Genomic DNA, 16224 nt, shown 5'->3' on the forward strand with positions numbered 1-16224 from the left:
TGTCAACGCCGGACGAAAACTGACCCCCTGTTGCCGATCGAAAATTGACCCCTCTCATGGTTGTTGTTGGTTCTACTTGGTTGGTTGGCGACGGTGGCCGCGGGTGCGGTAGGAGTCGCCGTCGAGCCCGATGACGTGGGCGTGGTGGACGAGGCGGTCGATGGTCGCGGCGGCGACGACGTCGTCGCCGAGGGTTTCGCCCCAGCGGCTGAAGGGCAGGTTTGAGGTCACGATGACGGTGCCGGTCTCGTAGCGTGAGGCGATCAGTTGGAAGAACAGGGCCGCGGCGGTGGTGTCGAAGGGCAGGTAGCCGACCTCGTCGATGATCAAGGCGCGGTAGCGTTTCAGCCGGCGCAGCTCGCGTTCGAGGGCGCCGGAGGCGTGGGCGGCGGCGAGCCGGTTGATCCAGCCGGTGGCAGAGTCGAACAGCACGGGATGGGCTGCTTCGGCGGCCTTGATGCCCAACGCGATCGCCAGGTGCGTCTTCCCGGTGCCGGGTGGGCCGAGGAGGACCACGTTCTCGCGTTTCGGGATGAACGTGCAGGTGGCCAGGTGCGCGATCAGGTCACGGGACGCGGCGGGGATGTGGTCGAAGACGAAGTCCTCGACGGTCTTGACGGCTGGAAGGTGAGCGGCCGAGATCCGCAGCCGGGTGCCGTTGGCGGTGCGGGAGGCGACCTGGCGGCCGAGGACGGCGGCGAGGTACTCCTCGTGGGACCAGCCCTCGGCGCGGGCCCGGTCACCGAGGTCGGTGAACGTCTCAGCGATCACCGGGGTCTTCAGCTCCCGGGCCAGGAACCCGATCTCGCCGGTCAGGTCCCTCGCGGTGAGGCTCATCAGGCCACCGCCCCGGACGCGCTCGCCGGGTCGATGCCGGGCAGGTCGAACAGGTCGTCGTAGACGCTCAACGGCCGGAGTCCGACGTCTTCGCCCACGCCGCGGGCATCGACGCGGACAGCCTTCTGGTGCGCCGCCCGCAGCGTCTTCGCGGTCGCGACGTGGGCAGGGTCGGTGAGGGTGCGCCGCTGGTCCCAACACCGCGCATGAGAGGCCACGGGTTGGCCGGCGCAGGTGACGGTGACGGTGTCCATGTCACAGCCGACGTCGACGAACCGGCCGATCACGGCGGGGTCGACCGAGTAGTCGTTACCCGCGACCCGCACGTAGTAGTCACGGCCCAGCCGGACCCGGCTACTCGACCCGACCAGCGGCGCCACCGGCGGCAGGCTGCTCATCGCCGCCACCTCCGACGCCAGCATGTCTGCTGGTCTAGCGCCGGTGCGGCGCAGCAGCCGCTGATTCGCCCGCGGTAACCAGTCCGCGAGTTGGGTGTTGAAGTCGGCCGGGGAGACGAACTCGCGGCCCGGCATGAACGACGTCTGCAGGAACCCGTTGGCCCGCTCCACCACCCCCTTCGCCTCCGGGTCACGGGGATTGGTCTGATAGATCCTGGTCCCCAACGTTCCGGCGAAGCCCCTCGCGGGCACCGTGAGGCGTCGGTGCTGCCCGATCCCTGCCTCGTTGTCCCACACCAGCATCCGCGGGACCGCCCCGAAGCTCCCCGCCAATAGCTGCCACATGCCCGCCAGCAGGTCCCCGGTCTGACGGGTCGGCAGCAACAGGGCGGCGATGAACCCCGACCAGGCGGCCACCATCGTCAACACCGGCGGCGCCGCGAGCACCCCGTCAGCCACCGGCACGACCCTCGGCGGGAACCACAGATCGCACTGCACGATCTCCCCGGCCCGATACTGGGTCCGATCCGCCGGGTCCGCCGGCAGATACAACGGCCGCAACTCAGCCACCCTCGCCCGCAGCACCGACGACGAATGCTCCCAGCTGATCCGCTCCGCGATCACCGTCGCCGGCATCCGCGGCGTCGCCGCCAACAACGCCCGGATCTGCGGCTCGACGGCATCGACCAACGACCCCGGCGACTCCCGCTCATACCTGGGCGGAACGTCCGAGGCCAACGCCGACCTCACCGTGTTCCTTGCCACCCCCAACTGGCGCGCGATCGCCTTGATCGCCAACCCCTCCGACCTATGAAGCCGTCGGATCTCGGCCCAATCCTCCACACTGATCACTCCCTCACTCTGACGGAGAGGGGTCAAAATTCACTCGGCGCCACGGGGTCAGTATTCACTCGGCATCGACAGCAGTCTCTGGTTCGATCACTCACACACCCGCGAAGAGGGCTACCTCATGTGGCACTGTCCGCACTGCCAAGCCAAGCAAGGAGACTTCTATCTTCGCCCCAGCCGTGCGGAGATCGTTCATGGGGGCACAGTGATCCCTGACCCCAGAGGCATGTCCCTCTGGAACGCGTTGGAGGAACGCCTCGCCTGGGCAGGAATCGACCCCGTTGAACGGGTAGCCGATGAGCGGCCCGCAGCACCGTCCGACCCTGAGAGTCGCGACGAGGCCGCCGAGAAGTCCCCGCGCCAAGTCGACGCCCTCCCCCACGCTCTCCCGATTGGCACGCAACTCGATCACCGGAACAAGACAGAACCAACCTCAACAGGTCAGGCGCGCGCCCAGAGGACCAGCATCCAACAAGCCGAGATCGACGCCATCAACAAAGAGGCGGAAGCAGACACCAGGTCCCCAGACGACCCCGGCCGGATCCAGGCGTTCTACGCGCGGACCCTGCGAGCCGCAAAGCTCCATGACCCCGGGCAGGTGTGATGTGGGTCTAGTGGCCAGCCAGACCGACATTCAATTGGTGAAGAAACAGTCCGAGGGTGCTCCGCACCGATTCGGGTTGGGTCATGCCCTTTTCGCGGTTGGTCAGCTCGATCAGGCGTACCAGACGATGACCGGTCCAGTTCGTGGGGTCGATGGGGAGCCGCATCAGGCCGCGGGCCAGGTTGCCCAGGTGTCGGTGCCCGAGGTGAGGGAGCACTGTGACCACCTGTGCGGCTAGTTTTTGCCAGGCCAGGGGGATCGGTGGCAGCTGCGGTCGCTTTTTGGAGGTTCCTGCGCGTCTTGGTGAGTTAGAACTCTCTAGAGCTGTAGGCCTAACGGAACCACTACGTGGTAGGTGGCGGGCCGCTAGGCGAGCCATTCCGCGGGGCATGGTCAGGTGTCGGGTGGAGGCGATGCGACGCTGCCGGCCGCCGTGGTGGGCATGGGCTGCGGCACGCTCGTTCGCGGTGAGGTAGCGGCCTTGGACGACGGTGACGGACATGCCGATGGCTTCTAGGACGTAGCGGGCGTGACGGACGGCGTCGCGGCTGACACCGAGCTGACGGGCAACGGTTTCGTGTGAGGTTCGCACTCCTCGGCCGGTAGAGCCGTCGGCGCTGTCGGCGTCGTGGCGGGCGACCTTCATCACGAGGGGTCGGCTGGACTTGCAGCGGTTGATGGCGGCCTTGCCGCGGGTGCTGTGCAGCTCGAGCGAGGTAGCGAGGAGCCAGCGTTGCCGGCCGTTCCACACGGGGATGGTGGCGGTTGTGCCGACCGGATCCGGTGCCCACGATCTGCCCAGCTGTTCGAGGCCGGCGATCAGGGACAGTGCGCGTCGGGTGCGTTGGATCAGCGGCGGGGGCCATCCGTGTTTCTTGGCGAGGGTGCGGGCCGAGGTGCGGCCTTCGCGGCACAGCGCGCCGGCGATCTGCAGCACGAGCTGGACTTGGTCGGCGAGGTCGGCGCGATTCAGGACCAGCATCCCGGCGACGCTGGTGATGCGGTCGGTGATCCATGTCGGTGTCTGCGGCGACTCCGGTGTGGTCTGCTCGACGGGGCGTAGTTGGGCCAGGACGTCGCCGAGGAGTCCGTGGAGGGTCATGGGTGGGCGAGGTTCGCGAACCGGGAGAACTGGCCCTGGAATGCGAGGGCGGAGGTTCCGGTTTGGCCGTTGCGGTTCTTCGCGACGATGACGTCGGCCTCTCCCCTGCGGGGGCTGTGGGGGTCGTTGAGGTCGTCGCGGTGGAGCAGCATCACGATGTCGGCGTCCTGCTCCAACGAGCCTGACTCGCGCAGATCCGACAGGGCCGGCTTGCGGTCGGCCCGTGTCTCGGCTGAGCGGTTCAGCTGCGACAGCGCCACCACCGGGACGGCCAACTCTTTGGCCAGCAGTTTGATCTGCCGCGAGAACTCGGAGACCTCGACCTGGCGGGACTCGACGCGTCGCCCTGAGCTGAGCAGCTGCAGGTAGTCCAGAACGATCAGCCCGAGGCCTTGGCGGCGAAGTTGGCGTGCCTTGGAACGCAGCTCGAGCGGGGTGACGCCGGGGCGGTCCTCCAACCACAGCGGCGCGTCCTGGACGGAGGAGGAGTGTTGGGTGATGGCATCCCACTGGCGGGAGTCCAGCTTCCGGTCCTTCAATGCCTGCAGGGGAACTGTTGCTTGTGCGGCGAGGAGCCGCAGCATCAGTTCCTGCCTCGACATCTCCAGCGACAGGAACAGGGTGGGGACGCGGTCGAGGATCGCAGCCCGCCGCGCGATGTCCATCGCGAAGGTGGACTTTCCCATCCCGGGGCGTGCCGCGATGATGACCATGTTGCCGGGCTGCAGCCCGCCGAGCAGGCGGTCCACATCGGTGAACCCGGTGGGTAGCCCGGGTGCGGTGTCGGATTCGAGCCAGTCGAAGGTTTCTTCCAGCAGTGAGCCGGCCAGCGGGGTTGTTTCTCGGCGGCTGTTCTCGGTGGCGGAGTAGATGGCCTGCTGGGCCTGGTCGGCGATGTCGGCGGCCTCCCCGTGCGCGTCGAAGCCCAGCTGGGTGGCTTTCATGCCGGCGGTGATCACTTTGCGGCGCAGTGAGTGGTCGCGGACGATTTCGGCGTAGTGGTTGGCGTTGGCGGAGATCGGGCTCGCGGCCAGCACCTCGTGGAGGTAGACGCTGCCGCCGATGGTGTCGAGGGCTCCGCGTTTCTCCAGCTCGTCGGCCAAGGCGATCGGTTCGGCGGGGCGGCCGGCGTGGGTCAACGACACGATCGCGGTGAAGATCATTTCGTGGCGGGGCTGGTAGAAGTCCTCGCCGGTGAGGATCTCGGTGATGTCGTCGACGACGGTGCCGGTCATCATCATGCCGCCCAGCACGGCCTGCTCGGCTGCGTGGTCGTGGGGCGGGGTCCGAAGGAGGGTGTCGCGACTCGCCGGGGCGTCGGTCGATATAGGGGCCGTATAGGGGGTGCGTGGGCTGCGGGGAGCCGACATGGGAAGTGTCCTATCTGTCCTTGTCAGAGCTGGAATGCTCGGGGGTGACAGACGGGCCGACGGCTTCCTGGCGCACCGAAAATGGGTGCACTGAACCCGGCGTGCCACTAGACACGCCTGATATAGGGGGTAGAATCGGACGCAGAGATCGCGAAACCTAGGTCTTCACCTGGAGCTGCTAACTCCGATAGGTGACCTCTCCTTGGCAGTTGGAGAGTCCGGGGAAAAGCGATCAGACGATGTGTCGATCTACAGGAAGGCCGGTCCCGTCAGGGGCCGGTTTTTCTATGCCATGGGCCTCCTCGCACTGCGTATGAGGCTCATCAGGCCACCAGGCTCGGCTGGTTGGCGCGCTCGCGGGCTGCGTCGTCGATGAGCTTCTGGATGTCAACGGGGACCTTCAGTCCGGCGCCGAGGGCGGCGTAGTAGGCCAGAGTGTCGGTCAGACTGAGACCCAACTCGTCGGCCATGGCCTCGAATCGCATCTTGTCTTCAGGGACGAGGCGCACCGTGGTGCGAGTACGAAGAATTCCCCCACGGGGACTACGGCCTGGGCCGGGAGCTCGACGCGCTGACATGCTGACATCCTGTCGCAGGACACGCATCCCGCCCGGGAGACACGCCGCAGCATCGTAGGACGCATACAAGCCTTTTGCCATTGTCACCACCCTCTCAATTCAAGGAGGCATCCCCGACTCCACAGGTGTGACAGGCAGCACAGCAATTTTCTCATCCCAACCGGGTCACATCGGTGGCCCGCGGGCGGCTTCCTGCTGGGTAGAGGAGGTCCAACAAGATGCTCGACCCTGTCGAGGTGGCCTACCGCCACCACGCCCCCACCGAACCCGCAGCCGTCTCGTCGGTCGGCGTGTGCTGCCGCTGCGGCCAGACCGTTCCCGTGCAGTCGATCAGCAGCGTGGTGTCAGCCAAGTTCACCGGCTTCGACCTGCTCGGCGCCGGCGACGGGCTGTGCCAAGGCTGCGCCTGGGCGTTCAGCACGCCAGCTCGCCGACTGGTGCTGTCGATCACCGCCACCACGGCCACCGTCCTCGACACCCCTTCGCTGTTCGACTCCCTCCTGCGTCCCAGCGGCAGCTCCGCGATCGTGGTTCCCCTGAGCGGCCGCAAACATGTGTTGCCCTACGCGCAGTGGGGCACCGTGCGTGTCGATGACATCAACCTGACGTGGCAACCCAGCGACGTTCACAGGTTGAGGATCGTCGCCGATCTGCGACTCCTGGGCGCCCCGGCCACCTCGTTGCCCGGATCTGCTCCGCCGGCGCGGTGGCTGACCAGTCGGCACCCCTCGGCGTGGGAGGCGATCGGCCGGCAGTGGCGCCAGCTGGACCCGTGGCGCCCCACGCCCCACCTGGATCTCGCGATCAAAGCAACCCATCACCTGAAAGGAACCCTTCGATGAGCCTGGTCACCGCGGCGCTGCTGGTTGTCAGCGACGACAACAAGTTGACCCACCTGGTCGGATCCACCCCGGCTGTCGCCGGCGCCCGCCCCTCCGACCGTGACGTGCTGTGCGGAGCCGACTACGCGTGCGACTCGCAGGTGCCGGTGGTCGAGATCGACTGCGGTGAGTGTCTGATCGCCTCACAGCCCTACTGGGGTCTGCCCAGCTGGACCGAAGCGCAGCTGCCATGACCGGAACCAGGCCAGGCGCAGCCTTCCAGGATGACCTGGTGACGCTGATGCGCAAGCACCAGTTCCGGGGGGTCCCGGCACGGGTCAGCACCACCATCAAGACCGCCGCCCTCAACAACGATCAGCAGAGCCTCCGGGAGTGGCTCCCCCGCGCCGTCTCGCAGATGATCAAGGACCACCGATGACCCTCACCGACACCAGGCCGACCCAGATGTGGCTGCACGCCACCGCCGGCTTCATGCCACCCCTCGAAGGCCCCGCCGGCACAGCGGAGCGTCTCCTGCTCCTGCTCCACTACAGCATCGACTGGGACACCAGCTGGGTCGCCGGCTACCGCACCACCTACTGGGACAAGCTGCTGCCCGACCGGATCCTGGTGGCCTCCCAGCAAGCCGCCAACCTGCGGCAGTGGTGGACCCAACTCGCCGACGATCTGCAAGCCTTCCCCACGACCGCCACCGCCCGCCACGAGCTCGCGCACCTCCTCGACGCCTCGGACCCGGCGGCCGTGCTGCGCGTCCTGCGCCAGGAAACACTGGCCCTCGTGCTGCGGACCCGCATCGTCGCCGAGACCCGCAAGCACCGATGAACATCACCTGGACGGGCACCGCCACCGCCACCTCATCGATCAGCCACGGCAGCGAAACCCGCGGGCTGATCACCATGCTGCGCCGCGAGACCATCATCGGCCCCGACCACACCCCGGTGACCATCCCCCTGATCTCCGGCAACGCCTTCCGCGGCCGGCTGCGCCGCGTCGCCGAACAGCAGCTCGCCGAAGTGCTGCACTACCGCGGGAAACTCACCCTCGCGGCCGCCGCCGCCCTCCGCAGCGGCGGATCGCTGGTCAAGACCAGCGCCGCCCCCATCTCCGGCTCCCGCCTGGCTGAACTACGCCACCTGGTCCCACTGATCGGGATTTTCGGCACCGCCGGCGCCGGCCGCATCATCGACGGCTGCCTCCAAGTCGGCAAACTCCTCCCCCACGCCACCGAAACCGCCCACCTTCTGGGCCAACCAGCCCCCCTCTCCGTCCAGGACCTCACCCAGATCGAGACCTACAGCCGCGTCGACGACAGCTACCGCCACGACGCCGCCACCCCCGCCGTCGATGACCACGCCAGCCAGCTGCAGTACCGCATCGAAACCTTCCGCGCCGGCACCACCTTCGACGTCTGGCTCAACCTCACCTCCCCCACCGACCTCGAGGCTGCCTTCTTCACCGACGTCCTCGCCCACTACAGCCACACCGCCACCATCGCCGGCCGAAGCGCCATCGGCCACGGCCGACTCCGACTCGACATCACCACCACCGCCACACCCCCCACCCGCCTCGACTGGCGCACACAGGTCGCCGCCGACACGGACCGCGCCATCGACGCCCTCAACCAGCTATGACCACGCCCGCCTACCGGCCCCTTCGAGTCACCGCCATCCTTCGACACGGCATCGCCCACGCCTCCCCCTGGACCGTGTCCCTCGACGGACTCCTCGCCTCCCAGCTGTGGACCCGACACAAACACACCCAGCCCCCCGGCCCACCGGCCCTCGAGCAACCCGACCCGCCCGACATGGACCTCCCGCTGGCACGCTGCACCGCAGACCCGCTCTGGTGGCACTGGGCCGCCACCTGCGGCTGGCCCGACCCCGTGCCCCAGGACCCGGAGGTCCGCTACTGGGGAACCAGGCTCGACCACCGCCACGCCGAACACACCACCACCGGCCTGCCCCAGCACCTCCACGACTCGAAAGGCCGCTGGAAAGCATTCTGGATGCCGCTGCCGGTCACCGTGGCCCACAGCCTCACCTGGCACGCCATCGGCGACCCGGAAGCCGTCGCGCGGCTCCTCGAACCCATCACCGCGATCGGGAAGAAACGCTCCCAAGGGGAAGGCCGCATCAGCAGCTGGCAGGTCGATGTCGTCGACACCCTCGACCCGTTCACCGCCGGACACCTCTCCCCCACCGGTGCCCTGGCCCGACCCTGCCCCGCGGCATGCCTGACCGGCCACCCCGACATCGTCGACGCCGGCCCCGGCTATGCCGGCGTGCGGCCACCCCACATGCACCACTCCCGGAGAACCGATGTCCGACTCCCCGCACCCCACTGACCGTGGCCTGGACATCCGGCACCTGGCCGGCCTCCGGAAACCGGCCCACAACACGGCTGATCTGGTCGACCGCATCGCCGGCCACCTCGACCAGCACGACGGCTACCTCGCCTTCTCCGGCGGGAAAGACTCCCTCGTCACCCTCCACCTCGCCCGACAAGCCGACCCCAACGTGCCGGTGTGCTTCTTCGACTCCGGCCTCGAATACCCAGAAACCCTGCGCTACATCGCCGACCTCACCGACACGTGGCACCTCAACCTGGACGTCATCCCAGCCGCCCGCCCCACCCTCGAGGTCCTCGTCGCCAACGGAACCTGGTCACACCACCGCACCGTCGGGGCACACGCCAACCTGTTCAACAACAACATCGCGATCCCCTCCGCCCACGCCCACGACCGGCACGGCCCTGGGGAGCTGTGGGGGCTGCGCAGCTACGAGTCCAGCTCCAGGCGCGTCATGTTCGCCCAAGCCCTGCGCCACGACCCCGCCGGCGGCACAGTCCACCGCACCAACGGCACCGTCACCTACTCGCCGGTGTGGAACTTCACCGAGACCGCGATCTGGGGCCACATCGCCCGCCACCGGTTGCCCACCAACCCGGTCTACGACAAACTCGCCCACCTCGGAGCACCACCCCACGCCGTGCGCGTCTCCAACATGATCGACGCCACCCAGCTCGAGAACGGGCGTCTGGTGTGGCTCAAACGAGGCTGGCCCAGCCTGTACCAGAGCATCGTCGACGCACTCCCGCGGGCTGCGGAGTACGCCTGAGAGTCCCTCAACGTCCCCGCGTGGCGGGTTCGATCATGTGACAAATGTCACCTTGAGGCGTGAGCGATCCATTCAACCTGCTGAGGATGTGAACTACCGACGGTCACCGGGGGGAGGGAGTCTGGAGATACCCCATCGGGCGAGAGAGCGACCCCGAGGTGGACCAGGACTTCGGAGGACACATGAACATGATCGAGGCGCACGGCGTGGTACGCCGGTACGGGAAGGGCCACAGGATGTTCGAGGCGGTTCGTGGCGTCGACATCACACTGGTCCGCGGGGAACTGCTGGCGGTCCTGGGCGTCAATGGGGCGGGCAAGACCTCGCTGCTGGAGATCCTGGAGGGCATGGCCCCAGCCACCGCCGGCGAGGTGCGCGTCTTCGGGTTCGACCCGCACAGGGAGCGGGCCAAGGTCCGCCCCCGCACGGGGATCATGCTTCAGGCGGCCGGCTTTGCCGGCGACCTCACTGTCGCCGAGACCATCACCATGTGGGCGGGCACCCTCTCCGCGCCCCGTCCCCTCACCGAGGCCATGGAGATTGTCAACCTCGCCCACCGCGCAGAGGTCCGCGTCAAGTCGCTATCCGGGGGTGAACGTCGGCGGCTGGACCTCGCGCTGGCAACGCTCGGCCGCCCGGAACTGCTGTTCCTCGACGAACCCACCACCGGTCTGGATCCGGCTTCTCGTGAGGCCACGTGGGAAGTGGTCCAAGGCATGCTCGACCACGGCACTTCGGTTCTGCTCACCACGCACTACCTGGAAGAGGCTGAGCAGTTGGCCGACCGGCTCGTGATCATGGCCGCCGGCCGGATCGTGAGGCAAGGAACCGTCGCGCAGATCACCGCCGAGCAGCCGTCGATGGTCCAGTTCGCCCAGTCGGTGCTCATGAGCATCCCGTTCGACGAGGTCGCGGCGCTGCCCGCCCTCGCGGGTCGCCCGTTGGTGGTGCGCAACGACGTGGTCCTGACCACGCTCGACCTGCAGGTCACGCTCGGGGCCCTGCTCGACGTCGCACAAGCCCGGGGTGCCCGGCTCGACAACCTCGATGCCCGTTCCGGCTCCCTGGAGCAGGCCTTCCTCTCGCTGTCGGCGGCGCACGGACAACCCGTCGTCGACGCTGCCGCTGCCTGAAAGGAACAGATATGACCAGCACAGATTTCCGCTACTCCCCCGCCACCGACCCCCGGCCCAGCAGCCCGCTGCGCAGGACCGCTGCCATTGCCCGCGCCGAGGCCAGGCAGTTGGGTCGCAACCGAACTGCCCTGGCGACGGCGCTGTTGATGGGCCCCACGATGGCGGCCTTCCTGGCCATGGTCAACCTGGGCAACGACCTGTCCGGTGGCACGTTCACCACCTTCGTCATCTGCATGCTGATCACCTGGTGCGTGCTGATGGCCATCTACTACAACCTCACCAGCATCTTCGTGGCACGCCGCGAGGATGGGGTCTTCAAGCGGCTCTCGACTGGAGAGGCAACCAGTTGGGAGGCGCTGGTCGCAGCAGCGGTCCCCTCCGCCGGTATCGTGCTGGCGCAGGTGGCTCTGGGTGGCGCCGCGGCCATCCTGGCCTTTGGGATGCCTTCGGTGACCAACCCGTTGCTGGCACTGGTGGGCCTGGCTGGCGCGATGGTGGTGTGCATCGGCCTCGCCGCCGCGTCAACCGCGATCACCTCATCGGTGGAGGCAGCCCAATACTCGACGATGCCCGTCTTCATGATCCTGGTCTTCTTCTCCGGCACCAACTTCCCGCTCGCCGCGATGCCCGAGATGGTCCAGGCCGTCGCCGCGCTGACCCCTCTGAACGCCGCCTCCCAGCTGGTGTCCATCGGGCTGAACGGCAGCACCCTGCTGGGCGACCGGGTCGACGGCTTCCTCGGATCGTTCCCCGCCGCCGGTTTCCCGCTGCTCGTGTTGGGCGGGTGGGTGGTCGCCTCCGTCCTGCTGGCCCGCCGCAACATGCGCTTCGAGCCCCGGCGCTGAGCCGCGGGAAGTGACAAGGTGGAGAGTATGAGCCACCCGCAAGCATCCGAGGTACGCGCCCACCCGGCGCGACAGTCGGAGCCGTACCGGAGGTTCGACCGCTACACGATGATGTCGCTCTACGCGGTTCCCCCGTTGGCGCCGTTCACCTCTGGCTTGATCCTGGCCAACGCGGCGACGTACTCGTGGCTCACGGTCGCCCACCTGGCGGCGTTGGTCGGGGCTGCGGTTCTGTGTGCGCTTGTGCTGCGGGCTGCCATCGACCGGGTGCTGGAAGGATCGCCTTGGCCGCGGACCCTGGTCGTGGCGTTCATCGCCACTTGCCTGCTGGCGGCCGGGTTCGGCGTCTTCGCCGCCCCACCGACCGGGGACGTCGGGCTGGACCTGCCAACCAGCGCGGTGTTGATCTCCCTGCTGACCTGCGTCTTTGGATTCTCCCCGGCGACCACGTGGCGGGCCCTCCCGCTCCTGGCGCTGGCAGTCGCGGCCCTCACCACGCTCAGCTGGATGGCCCTCCACCCAGGCGACGTCACCGCCGGACGGTGGTTCCCGGCCCTGTTCAGCTCTTTCCTTATCGCCCTGGGTCTGGTCGTGTCTGGCGCGGTGACCACCTGGATGCTCCGCCAGATGCGGGAACAGGCGGAACTCACAGTCGTCCGCTCGGAGTTGGCGGTGGCCGAGGAGCGCCTCCGGTTCTCCCGCGACCTGCACGACATCTTCGGCCGCACCCTGACCGCTGTCGCCGTGAAGTCGGACCTGGCAGCCGAACTCGCCCAGGCCGGCCGGGTGGAGCTCGCCACCGTCGAGATGCGCGAGGTCCAGGGCGTTGCACACGAGGCGCTGCGGGAGGTGCGCGCAGTGGTCGCCGGCTACCGCACCGTGGATCTCCCCGCCGAACTCAAGGGTGCGCGCGCCATGCTGCTCGCAGCAGGGATCCGGGCCAGGCTGCTGGGAGCCGCGGAAGGCATCGACACCCGCGCCGCGGAGGCACTGGCGTGGGTGGTCCGGGAGGGCGCCACGAACGTCGTCCACCATTCCGATGCGACGTCTTGCACCATCTCACTGACCCTGGACCAGGGCTGGGCCACAGTCAACATCACCAACGACGGCGTCGGCTCGGCCCAGCAGCGGCCCCACGGTGGCGGGATCACCGGGCTGCGCGAACGACTCCGGCAGCTCGGCGGCACCGTCGAAACCCACACCAGCGCAGGCACTTTCGCCCTGACCGGCCGCGTCCCCCAGGAGACCGAATGATCCGTGTCCTGATCGCCGACGACGAGACCCTCGTCCGCGACGCACTCGTCACCCTGCTGTCCATGCAGGAGGACTTCGAAGTGGTGGCACAGGCTGCCTCCGGCGACGAGGCGATCACCGCCATCGCACACCACAAACCCGACGTCGCAGTGCTGGACCTCCAAATGCCCGGGCGGGACGGGATAGAGGTGACGCTTGAGGCAGCCCAGGCATCGCCGTCGACGCGGTGCCTGATCGTCACATCACACGGCCGCCCCGGCCACCTCAAGCGTGCACTCGCCGCGGGCGCACGAGGGTTCCTCTCAAAGACCACCCCCGCACGGGTCCTCGCCGACGTCATCCGGCAAGTCCACGACGGTCACCGATACGTCGATCCTGAACTCTCAGCCGCCGCGATCTCCGCCGGCGACTCACCGCTCACCCCGCGCGAGGCCGACGTCCTCGAACTCGCCGACGCCGGGGCAGCGATCGACGAAATCGCCACCCGGGTCCACCTCTCCAGCGGAACTGTGCGCAACTATCTCAGCTCCGCCGCTTCAAAGCTGGGAGCGGTGAACCGCCACGAAGCCGTCCGGATCGCCCGCAGCAACGGCTGGATCTGAGCGCAGACTACCCAGTCGCGGATGCCGCCGCAGAGCCACTCCTCAGCAAGGATCCGGTTGTAGCGCTCCACTTTCCCGTTGGTGGCGCGGGGTGTAGGGAGCGATCCGTTCCGCGTTGAGCGGAGCGTTCGCGTGTGTCATCACCTGACGCCCGGTCAGGCTTGCACAACTTCGCCACGTGCCAGGGCGAAGGGCAGACGGTCGAAGATGATGCGAATCTCGGCAATCCGGCCGTCCTGAACGCGGTAGAGCTCGGCACCTGGAGCGCTCGGCACGGCCAGGTTCGCCGTGTCGTACATGACGAGCGCCTGGTCGCCGTCGCCGAAGGCCGCCAACAGCGTCGAGCTCGTCAGCGAGGCAGCGAATGGACGCATGAATCCACGCAAGGCTTCGGTCCCGGTCAGTGTTCCGGGAGGCGCGTAGCAAACGACGTCGTCCGCGACGTGCTCCAGCGCGGTGTCAAGGTCACCGGCGGTCCATGCTCGGTGGTAGGCCAGTGCAGTGTCCACCGCGGGGGTCTGCTGCTCGGTCATGGTGACTCCTACTCGTGGAAGGTTGATAACCGTGTAGACACCACCGGGTGCGTGATCGGAACGGTCGGGTTCGAATCCTGCGAGGATTGGCTCCGTGGAGTCGTTGCAGATGGAGGCCGCGCAAGGCGGCGACGAGCAGGCTTTCGCCGCGCTCATCGAACCGTTCCGCCGCGAACTCCACCTTCACTGCTATCGGATCTCGGGATCGATCGACGCGGCCGACGACCTCCTCCAGGAGGTTCTCCTGGCGGCATGGAAGGGTCTGCCGCAGTTCGCAGGCAGGTCGTCCGTCCGAACTTGGCTGTACCGGATCGCAACCACCAAGTCGCTCAACGCGGTGCGGGACCAGGCCCGACGGCCAAAATTGGCCCCTGCCCCGCCGTTTGAGCCACCGACACCATCCGACCGATTCGATCTGCCGCACTTGCAGCCCTACCCGGACGTGCTTGTTGATGAGCTCGACCCGGCGATGCGTGTCGTAGCGCGCGAAAGCATCGAATTGGCCTTCGTGGTGATGCTCCAAGCTCTACCGCCCCGTCAGGCGGCAGTCCTCGTGCTCTGTGATGTTCTCGACTTTTCGATTGGCGAGGTTGCCGACGTGCTCGGTGCGAGTCGCACTGCAGCCAAGGGAATTCTTCAACGCGCCCGCTCGGCTATCCCGGTTCCGCGCACGAGGGTCGGCTCGGCCGCCGACGACGAGTTGGCTCGCTCGTTTGCCGATGCCTTCGAGCGCGACGATGTCGATTCCATCATCGCGCTGCTGACCAACGAGAGCTGGCTGGCAATGCCGCCGGCGAGCGAGCGATACGAGTCGTTCCGCCGTCGAAGCTTTCCTGCGCGCGAGCGCAGCCGGCCGCCCAGGTGGCCGCTACACGCTCACCGCCACATCAGCAGCCAGTCGCCCAGCCTTCGTCTGTTACCTGGACGGCCGCGCGCGAGGACTCCTCGTCATTGAGCCATCGGCAGACGGGACACGCATCGCCTCGATCATGCGGTTCCTCGACGACAACCTCCACCGCCACTTCGGAATGCCCGACACCCTCACCTAACGTCAATAACGTCATGGCCAGCAACATCTAGCCCCGCAACATGGCGTACAGCGCCCAGTCAGCCGGCCGTGGTTCAGGGTTCAGCCGTCTGTGTTCGGCCACCGCGTCGATCAGTTGGGTCGTCAACACCGGGGCGGACTGCCAGGCCTTCGTCGTCTGCCTCGATCGGCGGGCTCGGTCGCGGGCGTGGGTGAGGGCTGCCCAGAGCGCGTCGTCCAGGTCGGTGGGGTCGGTGAGGCGGGTGCGGTGTTCAGCGATTCCTAGGGCGAACTGCCCTGCGGTGGTGTGGGGCGCCGGAGGTGCATGCTCGGGTTTGACGTCGACGTCGCGGGCCTTGTTCAGTCGGTTCCATGCGTCGTCGCACATGCGGCGGAACTTCCGCAGCCGCGGCGACTCGGGGTCAACGAGCAGCAACTGGTCAGCTCGATTCAGCCAGTCCTCGAGGACGTCGAAGCACCGGTTGGCCAAGTCGTCGTTGAATGCCAGCAGCATCCAGAGCTCCTGGAATCCGAGTCGGTCGGATCCCGGGACCAGGTTGGAGCGCAGCAGTGCCTCGAACTCGGCCTGTGGGAGCAGCCGGAGCACCGTGGCGGTGCAGGGTTCAGGAATCGGGGTGGGGTCGTGGCGTTCCCAGGGCGCTGGGATGGTCATGCGGCTCCTCGGTTGCGGGCGCGTTGGTTGTGGATCCGGTCATTGTGCGCGTCTTTGCACTCGCGACAGTGGCACCCTTGCCGGTAGAGCGATGCGGAGCCGGGTCCTTCATGGGTGGGTTGCTGGTCGCTGCGGCCGCGGCCTCGGCGCTGGGCCGTGGTGGTGCCGGCCCAGTAGCCATCGGCATCCCAGGCCATCGCCCAGGCGAGGCAGGCGGTTTGGGCGGGACAGGCCTGGCACAGCGTGGCCATGCCGGCGGGAACAGTGTCGGTCTCCACTGCCGGGATCCAGTCGAACTGGGTGTCGCCGGCGCACGCTGCCCCGGAAAGCAAAGGCGCGTTGGAGGGGGATCCCTCCAACGCGACCTGGGTAACTTCAGTGATCTCAGGGTACATCGGTCACGCCCTTCTGCGTGGAGGTGCTGGTCAGACACCTGGTGTGTGCGGGGGGATAGCCCG

21 protein-coding genes are annotated in these 16224 nt (G+C 67.7%); 13 read left to right on the top strand and 8 right to left on the bottom strand.

Annotated features, from left to right (window positions below):
* Positions 1–72: 72 nt before the first annotated feature.
* Together istB and istA are read right to left on the bottom strand one after the other, a co-directional pair.
* The gene (gene istB / locus ACZK5D_RS15360) at positions 73–837 is read right to left on the bottom strand and encodes an IS21-like element helper ATPase IstB (RefSeq protein ID WP_463664796.1); all 765 of its coding nucleotides are present in this window, start codon (positions 835–837) and stop codon (positions 73–75) included.
* Positions 837–2087 (bottom strand): IS21 family transposase, encoded by a 1251-nt coding sequence (gene istA / locus ACZK5D_RS15365; protein ID WP_463664797.1) that lies wholly within the window; start codon positions 2085–2087, stop codon positions 837–839. The genes istB and istA overlap by 1 nt, the downstream gene beginning before the upstream one ends.
* A 223-nt stretch (positions 2088–2310) precedes the next feature.
* Here istA and ACZK5D_RS15370 point away from each other — a divergent pair, with 223 nt between their 5' ends.
* Positions 2311–2688 (top strand): hypothetical protein, encoded by a 378-nt coding sequence (locus ACZK5D_RS15370; RefSeq protein WP_463665909.1) that lies wholly within the window; start codon positions 2311–2313, stop codon positions 2686–2688.
* A 7-nt stretch (positions 2689–2695) separates the two neighbouring features.
* Here ACZK5D_RS15370 and ACZK5D_RS15375 read toward each other — a convergent pair whose 3' ends face one another.
* The 3 genes from ACZK5D_RS15375 to ACZK5D_RS15385 form a co-directional block, all read right to left on the bottom strand.
* Complete coding sequence (locus tag ACZK5D_RS15375; protein WP_463665910.1) at positions 2696–3790, bottom strand: hypothetical protein; 1095 nt, start codon at positions 3788–3790, stop codon at positions 2696–2698.
* A complete protein-coding gene (gene dnaB / locus ACZK5D_RS15380; RefSeq protein WP_463665911.1) occupies positions 3787–5160 on the bottom strand; it encodes a replicative DNA helicase in 1374 nt (457 codons plus the stop codon). Before dnaB ends, ACZK5D_RS15375 begins: the two co-directional genes overlap by 4 nt.
* Positions 5161–5483: 323 nt before the next feature.
* Entirely contained in the window at positions 5484–5645 is a 162-nt protein-coding gene (locus tag ACZK5D_RS15385) for a hypothetical protein (RefSeq protein WP_182800676.1), read from the bottom strand.
* Positions 5646–5956: 311 nt separating this feature from the next.
* Here ACZK5D_RS15385 and ACZK5D_RS15390 point away from each other — a divergent pair, with 311 nt between their 5' ends.
* The 11 genes from ACZK5D_RS15390 (at position 5957) to ACZK5D_RS15440 (ending at position 13533) form a co-directional block, all read left to right on the top strand.
* On the top strand, positions 5957–6580 hold the full coding sequence (locus ACZK5D_RS15390) for a hypothetical protein (protein WP_463665912.1): 624 nt from the start codon (positions 5957–5959) through the stop codon (positions 6578–6580).
* Positions 6577–6813, top strand: a complete 237-nt coding sequence (locus ACZK5D_RS15395) for a hypothetical protein (RefSeq protein WP_463665913.1) — start codon at positions 6577–6579, stop codon at positions 6811–6813. The genes ACZK5D_RS15390 and ACZK5D_RS15395 overlap by 4 nt, the downstream gene beginning before the upstream one ends.
* Positions 6814–6851: 38 nt before the next feature.
* Complete coding sequence (locus ACZK5D_RS15400; protein ID WP_463665914.1) at positions 6852–6998, top strand: hypothetical protein; 147 nt, start codon at positions 6852–6854, stop codon at positions 6996–6998.
* Positions 6995–7402 carry a hypothetical protein gene (locus ACZK5D_RS15405; RefSeq protein ID WP_463665915.1) on the top strand — a complete coding sequence of 136 codons (408 nt, stop codon included), beginning with the start codon at positions 6995–6997 and terminating at the stop codon, positions 7400–7402. Before ACZK5D_RS15400 ends, ACZK5D_RS15405 begins: the two co-directional genes overlap by 4 nt.
* The gene (locus ACZK5D_RS15410) at positions 7399–8211 is read left to right on the top strand and encodes a hypothetical protein (RefSeq protein WP_463665916.1); all 813 of its coding nucleotides are present in this window, start codon (positions 7399–7401) and stop codon (positions 8209–8211) included. The genes ACZK5D_RS15405 and ACZK5D_RS15410 overlap by 4 nt, the downstream gene beginning before the upstream one ends.
* On the top strand, positions 8208–8924 hold the full coding sequence (locus ACZK5D_RS15415) for a Csf3-related protein (RefSeq protein WP_463665917.1): 717 nt from the start codon (positions 8208–8210) through the stop codon (positions 8922–8924). Before ACZK5D_RS15410 ends, ACZK5D_RS15415 begins: the two co-directional genes overlap by 4 nt.
* Positions 8899–9696 carry a phosphoadenosine phosphosulfate reductase domain-containing protein gene (locus tag ACZK5D_RS15420; protein WP_463665918.1) on the top strand — a complete coding sequence of 266 codons (798 nt, stop codon included), beginning with the start codon at positions 8899–8901 and terminating at the stop codon, positions 9694–9696. The genes ACZK5D_RS15415 and ACZK5D_RS15420 overlap by 26 nt, the downstream gene beginning before the upstream one ends.
* A 182-nt stretch (positions 9697–9878) precedes the next feature.
* The gene (locus tag ACZK5D_RS15425) at positions 9879–10829 is read left to right on the top strand and encodes an ABC transporter ATP-binding protein (protein ID WP_463665919.1); all 951 of its coding nucleotides are present in this window, start codon (positions 9879–9881) and stop codon (positions 10827–10829) included.
* A gap of 11 nt (positions 10830–10840) precedes the next feature.
* Positions 10841–11677, top strand: coding sequence for an ABC transporter permease (locus ACZK5D_RS15430; RefSeq protein ID WP_463665920.1), 837 nt, complete (start codon positions 10841–10843; stop codon positions 11675–11677).
* A 27-nt stretch (positions 11678–11704) separates the two neighbouring features.
* A complete protein-coding gene (locus ACZK5D_RS15435) occupies positions 11705–12931 on the top strand; it encodes a sensor histidine kinase (RefSeq protein WP_463665921.1) in 1227 nt (408 codons plus the stop codon).
* Positions 12928–13533, top strand: coding sequence for a response regulator transcription factor (locus ACZK5D_RS15440; protein ID WP_463665922.1), 606 nt, complete (start codon positions 12928–12930; stop codon positions 13531–13533). The genes ACZK5D_RS15435 and ACZK5D_RS15440 overlap by 4 nt, the downstream gene beginning before the upstream one ends.
* 155 nt (positions 13534–13688) lie before the next feature.
* On the opposite strand, the gene ACZK5D_RS15445 is transcribed toward ACZK5D_RS15440, so the two are convergent.
* Positions 13689–14066, bottom strand: coding sequence for a nuclear transport factor 2 family protein (locus ACZK5D_RS15445; RefSeq protein ID WP_463665923.1), 378 nt, complete (start codon positions 14064–14066; stop codon positions 13689–13691).
* A 94-nt stretch (positions 14067–14160) separates the two neighbouring features.
* On the opposite strand from ACZK5D_RS15445, the gene ACZK5D_RS15450 reads away from it, so the two are divergent.
* On the top strand, positions 14161–15021 hold the full coding sequence (locus tag ACZK5D_RS15450; RefSeq protein WP_463665924.1) for an RNA polymerase subunit sigma-70: 861 nt from the start codon (positions 14161–14163) through the stop codon (positions 15019–15021).
* A 121-nt stretch (positions 15022–15142) separates the two neighbouring features.
* Here ACZK5D_RS15450 and ACZK5D_RS15455 read toward each other — a convergent pair whose 3' ends face one another.
* Together ACZK5D_RS15455 and ACZK5D_RS15460 are read right to left on the bottom strand one after the other, a co-directional pair.
* Entirely contained in the window at positions 15143–15766 is a 624-nt protein-coding gene (locus ACZK5D_RS15455; protein ID WP_463665925.1) for a hypothetical protein, read from the bottom strand.
* Entirely contained in the window at positions 15763–16161 is a 399-nt protein-coding gene (locus ACZK5D_RS15460; RefSeq protein ID WP_463665926.1) for a WhiB family transcriptional regulator, read from the bottom strand. The genes ACZK5D_RS15455 and ACZK5D_RS15460 overlap by 4 nt, the downstream gene beginning before the upstream one ends.
* Positions 16162–16224 lie beyond the last annotated feature (63 nt).

This window comes from Tessaracoccus yangjingae, assembly GCF_055326235.1.

What these genes read in the sequence shown, in the direction of transcription:
- ACZK5D_RS15445 (WP_463665923.1), bottom strand. Translation starts at nt 14,066, where the DNA reads ATGACCGAGCAGCAGACCCCCGCGGTGGACACTGCACTGGCCTACCAC.
- ACZK5D_RS15435 (WP_463665921.1), top strand. Translation starts at nt 11,705, where the DNA reads ATGAGCCACCCGCAAGCATCCGAGGTACGCGCCCACCCGGCGCGACAG.
- ACZK5D_RS15385 (WP_182800676.1), bottom strand. Translation starts at nt 5,645, where the DNA reads ATGCGATTCGAGGCCATGGCCGACGAGTTGGGTCTCAGTCTGACCGAC.
- ACZK5D_RS15425 (WP_463665919.1), top strand. Translation starts at nt 9,879, where the DNA reads ATGAACATGATCGAGGCGCACGGCGTGGTACGCCGGTACGGGAAGGGC.
- ACZK5D_RS15455 (WP_463665925.1), bottom strand. Translation starts at nt 15,766, where the DNA reads ATGACCATCCCAGCGCCCTGGGAACGCCACGACCCCACCCCGATTCCT.
- ACZK5D_RS15430 (WP_463665920.1), top strand. Translation starts at nt 10,841, where the DNA reads ATGACCAGCACAGATTTCCGCTACTCCCCCGCCACCGACCCCCGGCCC.
- ACZK5D_RS15420 (WP_463665918.1), top strand. Translation starts at nt 8,899, where the DNA reads ATGTCCGACTCCCCGCACCCCACTGACCGTGGCCTGGACATCCGGCAC.
- istB (WP_463664796.1), bottom strand. Translation starts at nt 837, where the DNA reads ATGAGCCTCACCGCGAGGGACCTGACCGGCGAGATCGGGTTCCTGGCC.
- ACZK5D_RS15395 (WP_463665913.1), top strand. Translation starts at nt 6,577, where the DNA reads ATGAGCCTGGTCACCGCGGCGCTGCTGGTTGTCAGCGACGACAACAAG.
- ACZK5D_RS15375 (WP_463665910.1), bottom strand. Translation starts at nt 3,790, where the DNA reads ATGACCCTCCACGGACTCCTCGGCGACGTCCTGGCCCAACTACGCCCC.
- ACZK5D_RS15390 (WP_463665912.1), top strand. Translation starts at nt 5,957, where the DNA reads ATGCTCGACCCTGTCGAGGTGGCCTACCGCCACCACGCCCCCACCGAA.
- ACZK5D_RS15460 (WP_463665926.1), bottom strand. Translation starts at nt 16,161, where the DNA reads ATGTACCCTGAGATCACTGAAGTTACCCAGGTCGCGTTGGAGGGATCC.
- ACZK5D_RS15415 (WP_463665917.1), top strand. Translation starts at nt 8,208, where the DNA reads ATGACCACGCCCGCCTACCGGCCCCTTCGAGTCACCGCCATCCTTCGA.
- ACZK5D_RS15440 (WP_463665922.1), top strand. Translation starts at nt 12,928, where the DNA reads ATGATCCGTGTCCTGATCGCCGACGACGAGACCCTCGTCCGCGACGCA.
- ACZK5D_RS15410 (WP_463665916.1), top strand. Translation starts at nt 7,399, where the DNA reads ATGAACATCACCTGGACGGGCACCGCCACCGCCACCTCATCGATCAGC.
- ACZK5D_RS15370 (WP_463665909.1), top strand. Translation starts at nt 2,311, where the DNA reads ATGTCCCTCTGGAACGCGTTGGAGGAACGCCTCGCCTGGGCAGGAATC.
- dnaB (WP_463665911.1), bottom strand. Translation starts at nt 5,160, where the DNA reads ATGTCGGCTCCCCGCAGCCCACGCACCCCCTATACGGCCCCTATATCG.
- ACZK5D_RS15405 (WP_463665915.1), top strand. Translation starts at nt 6,995, where the DNA reads ATGACCCTCACCGACACCAGGCCGACCCAGATGTGGCTGCACGCCACC.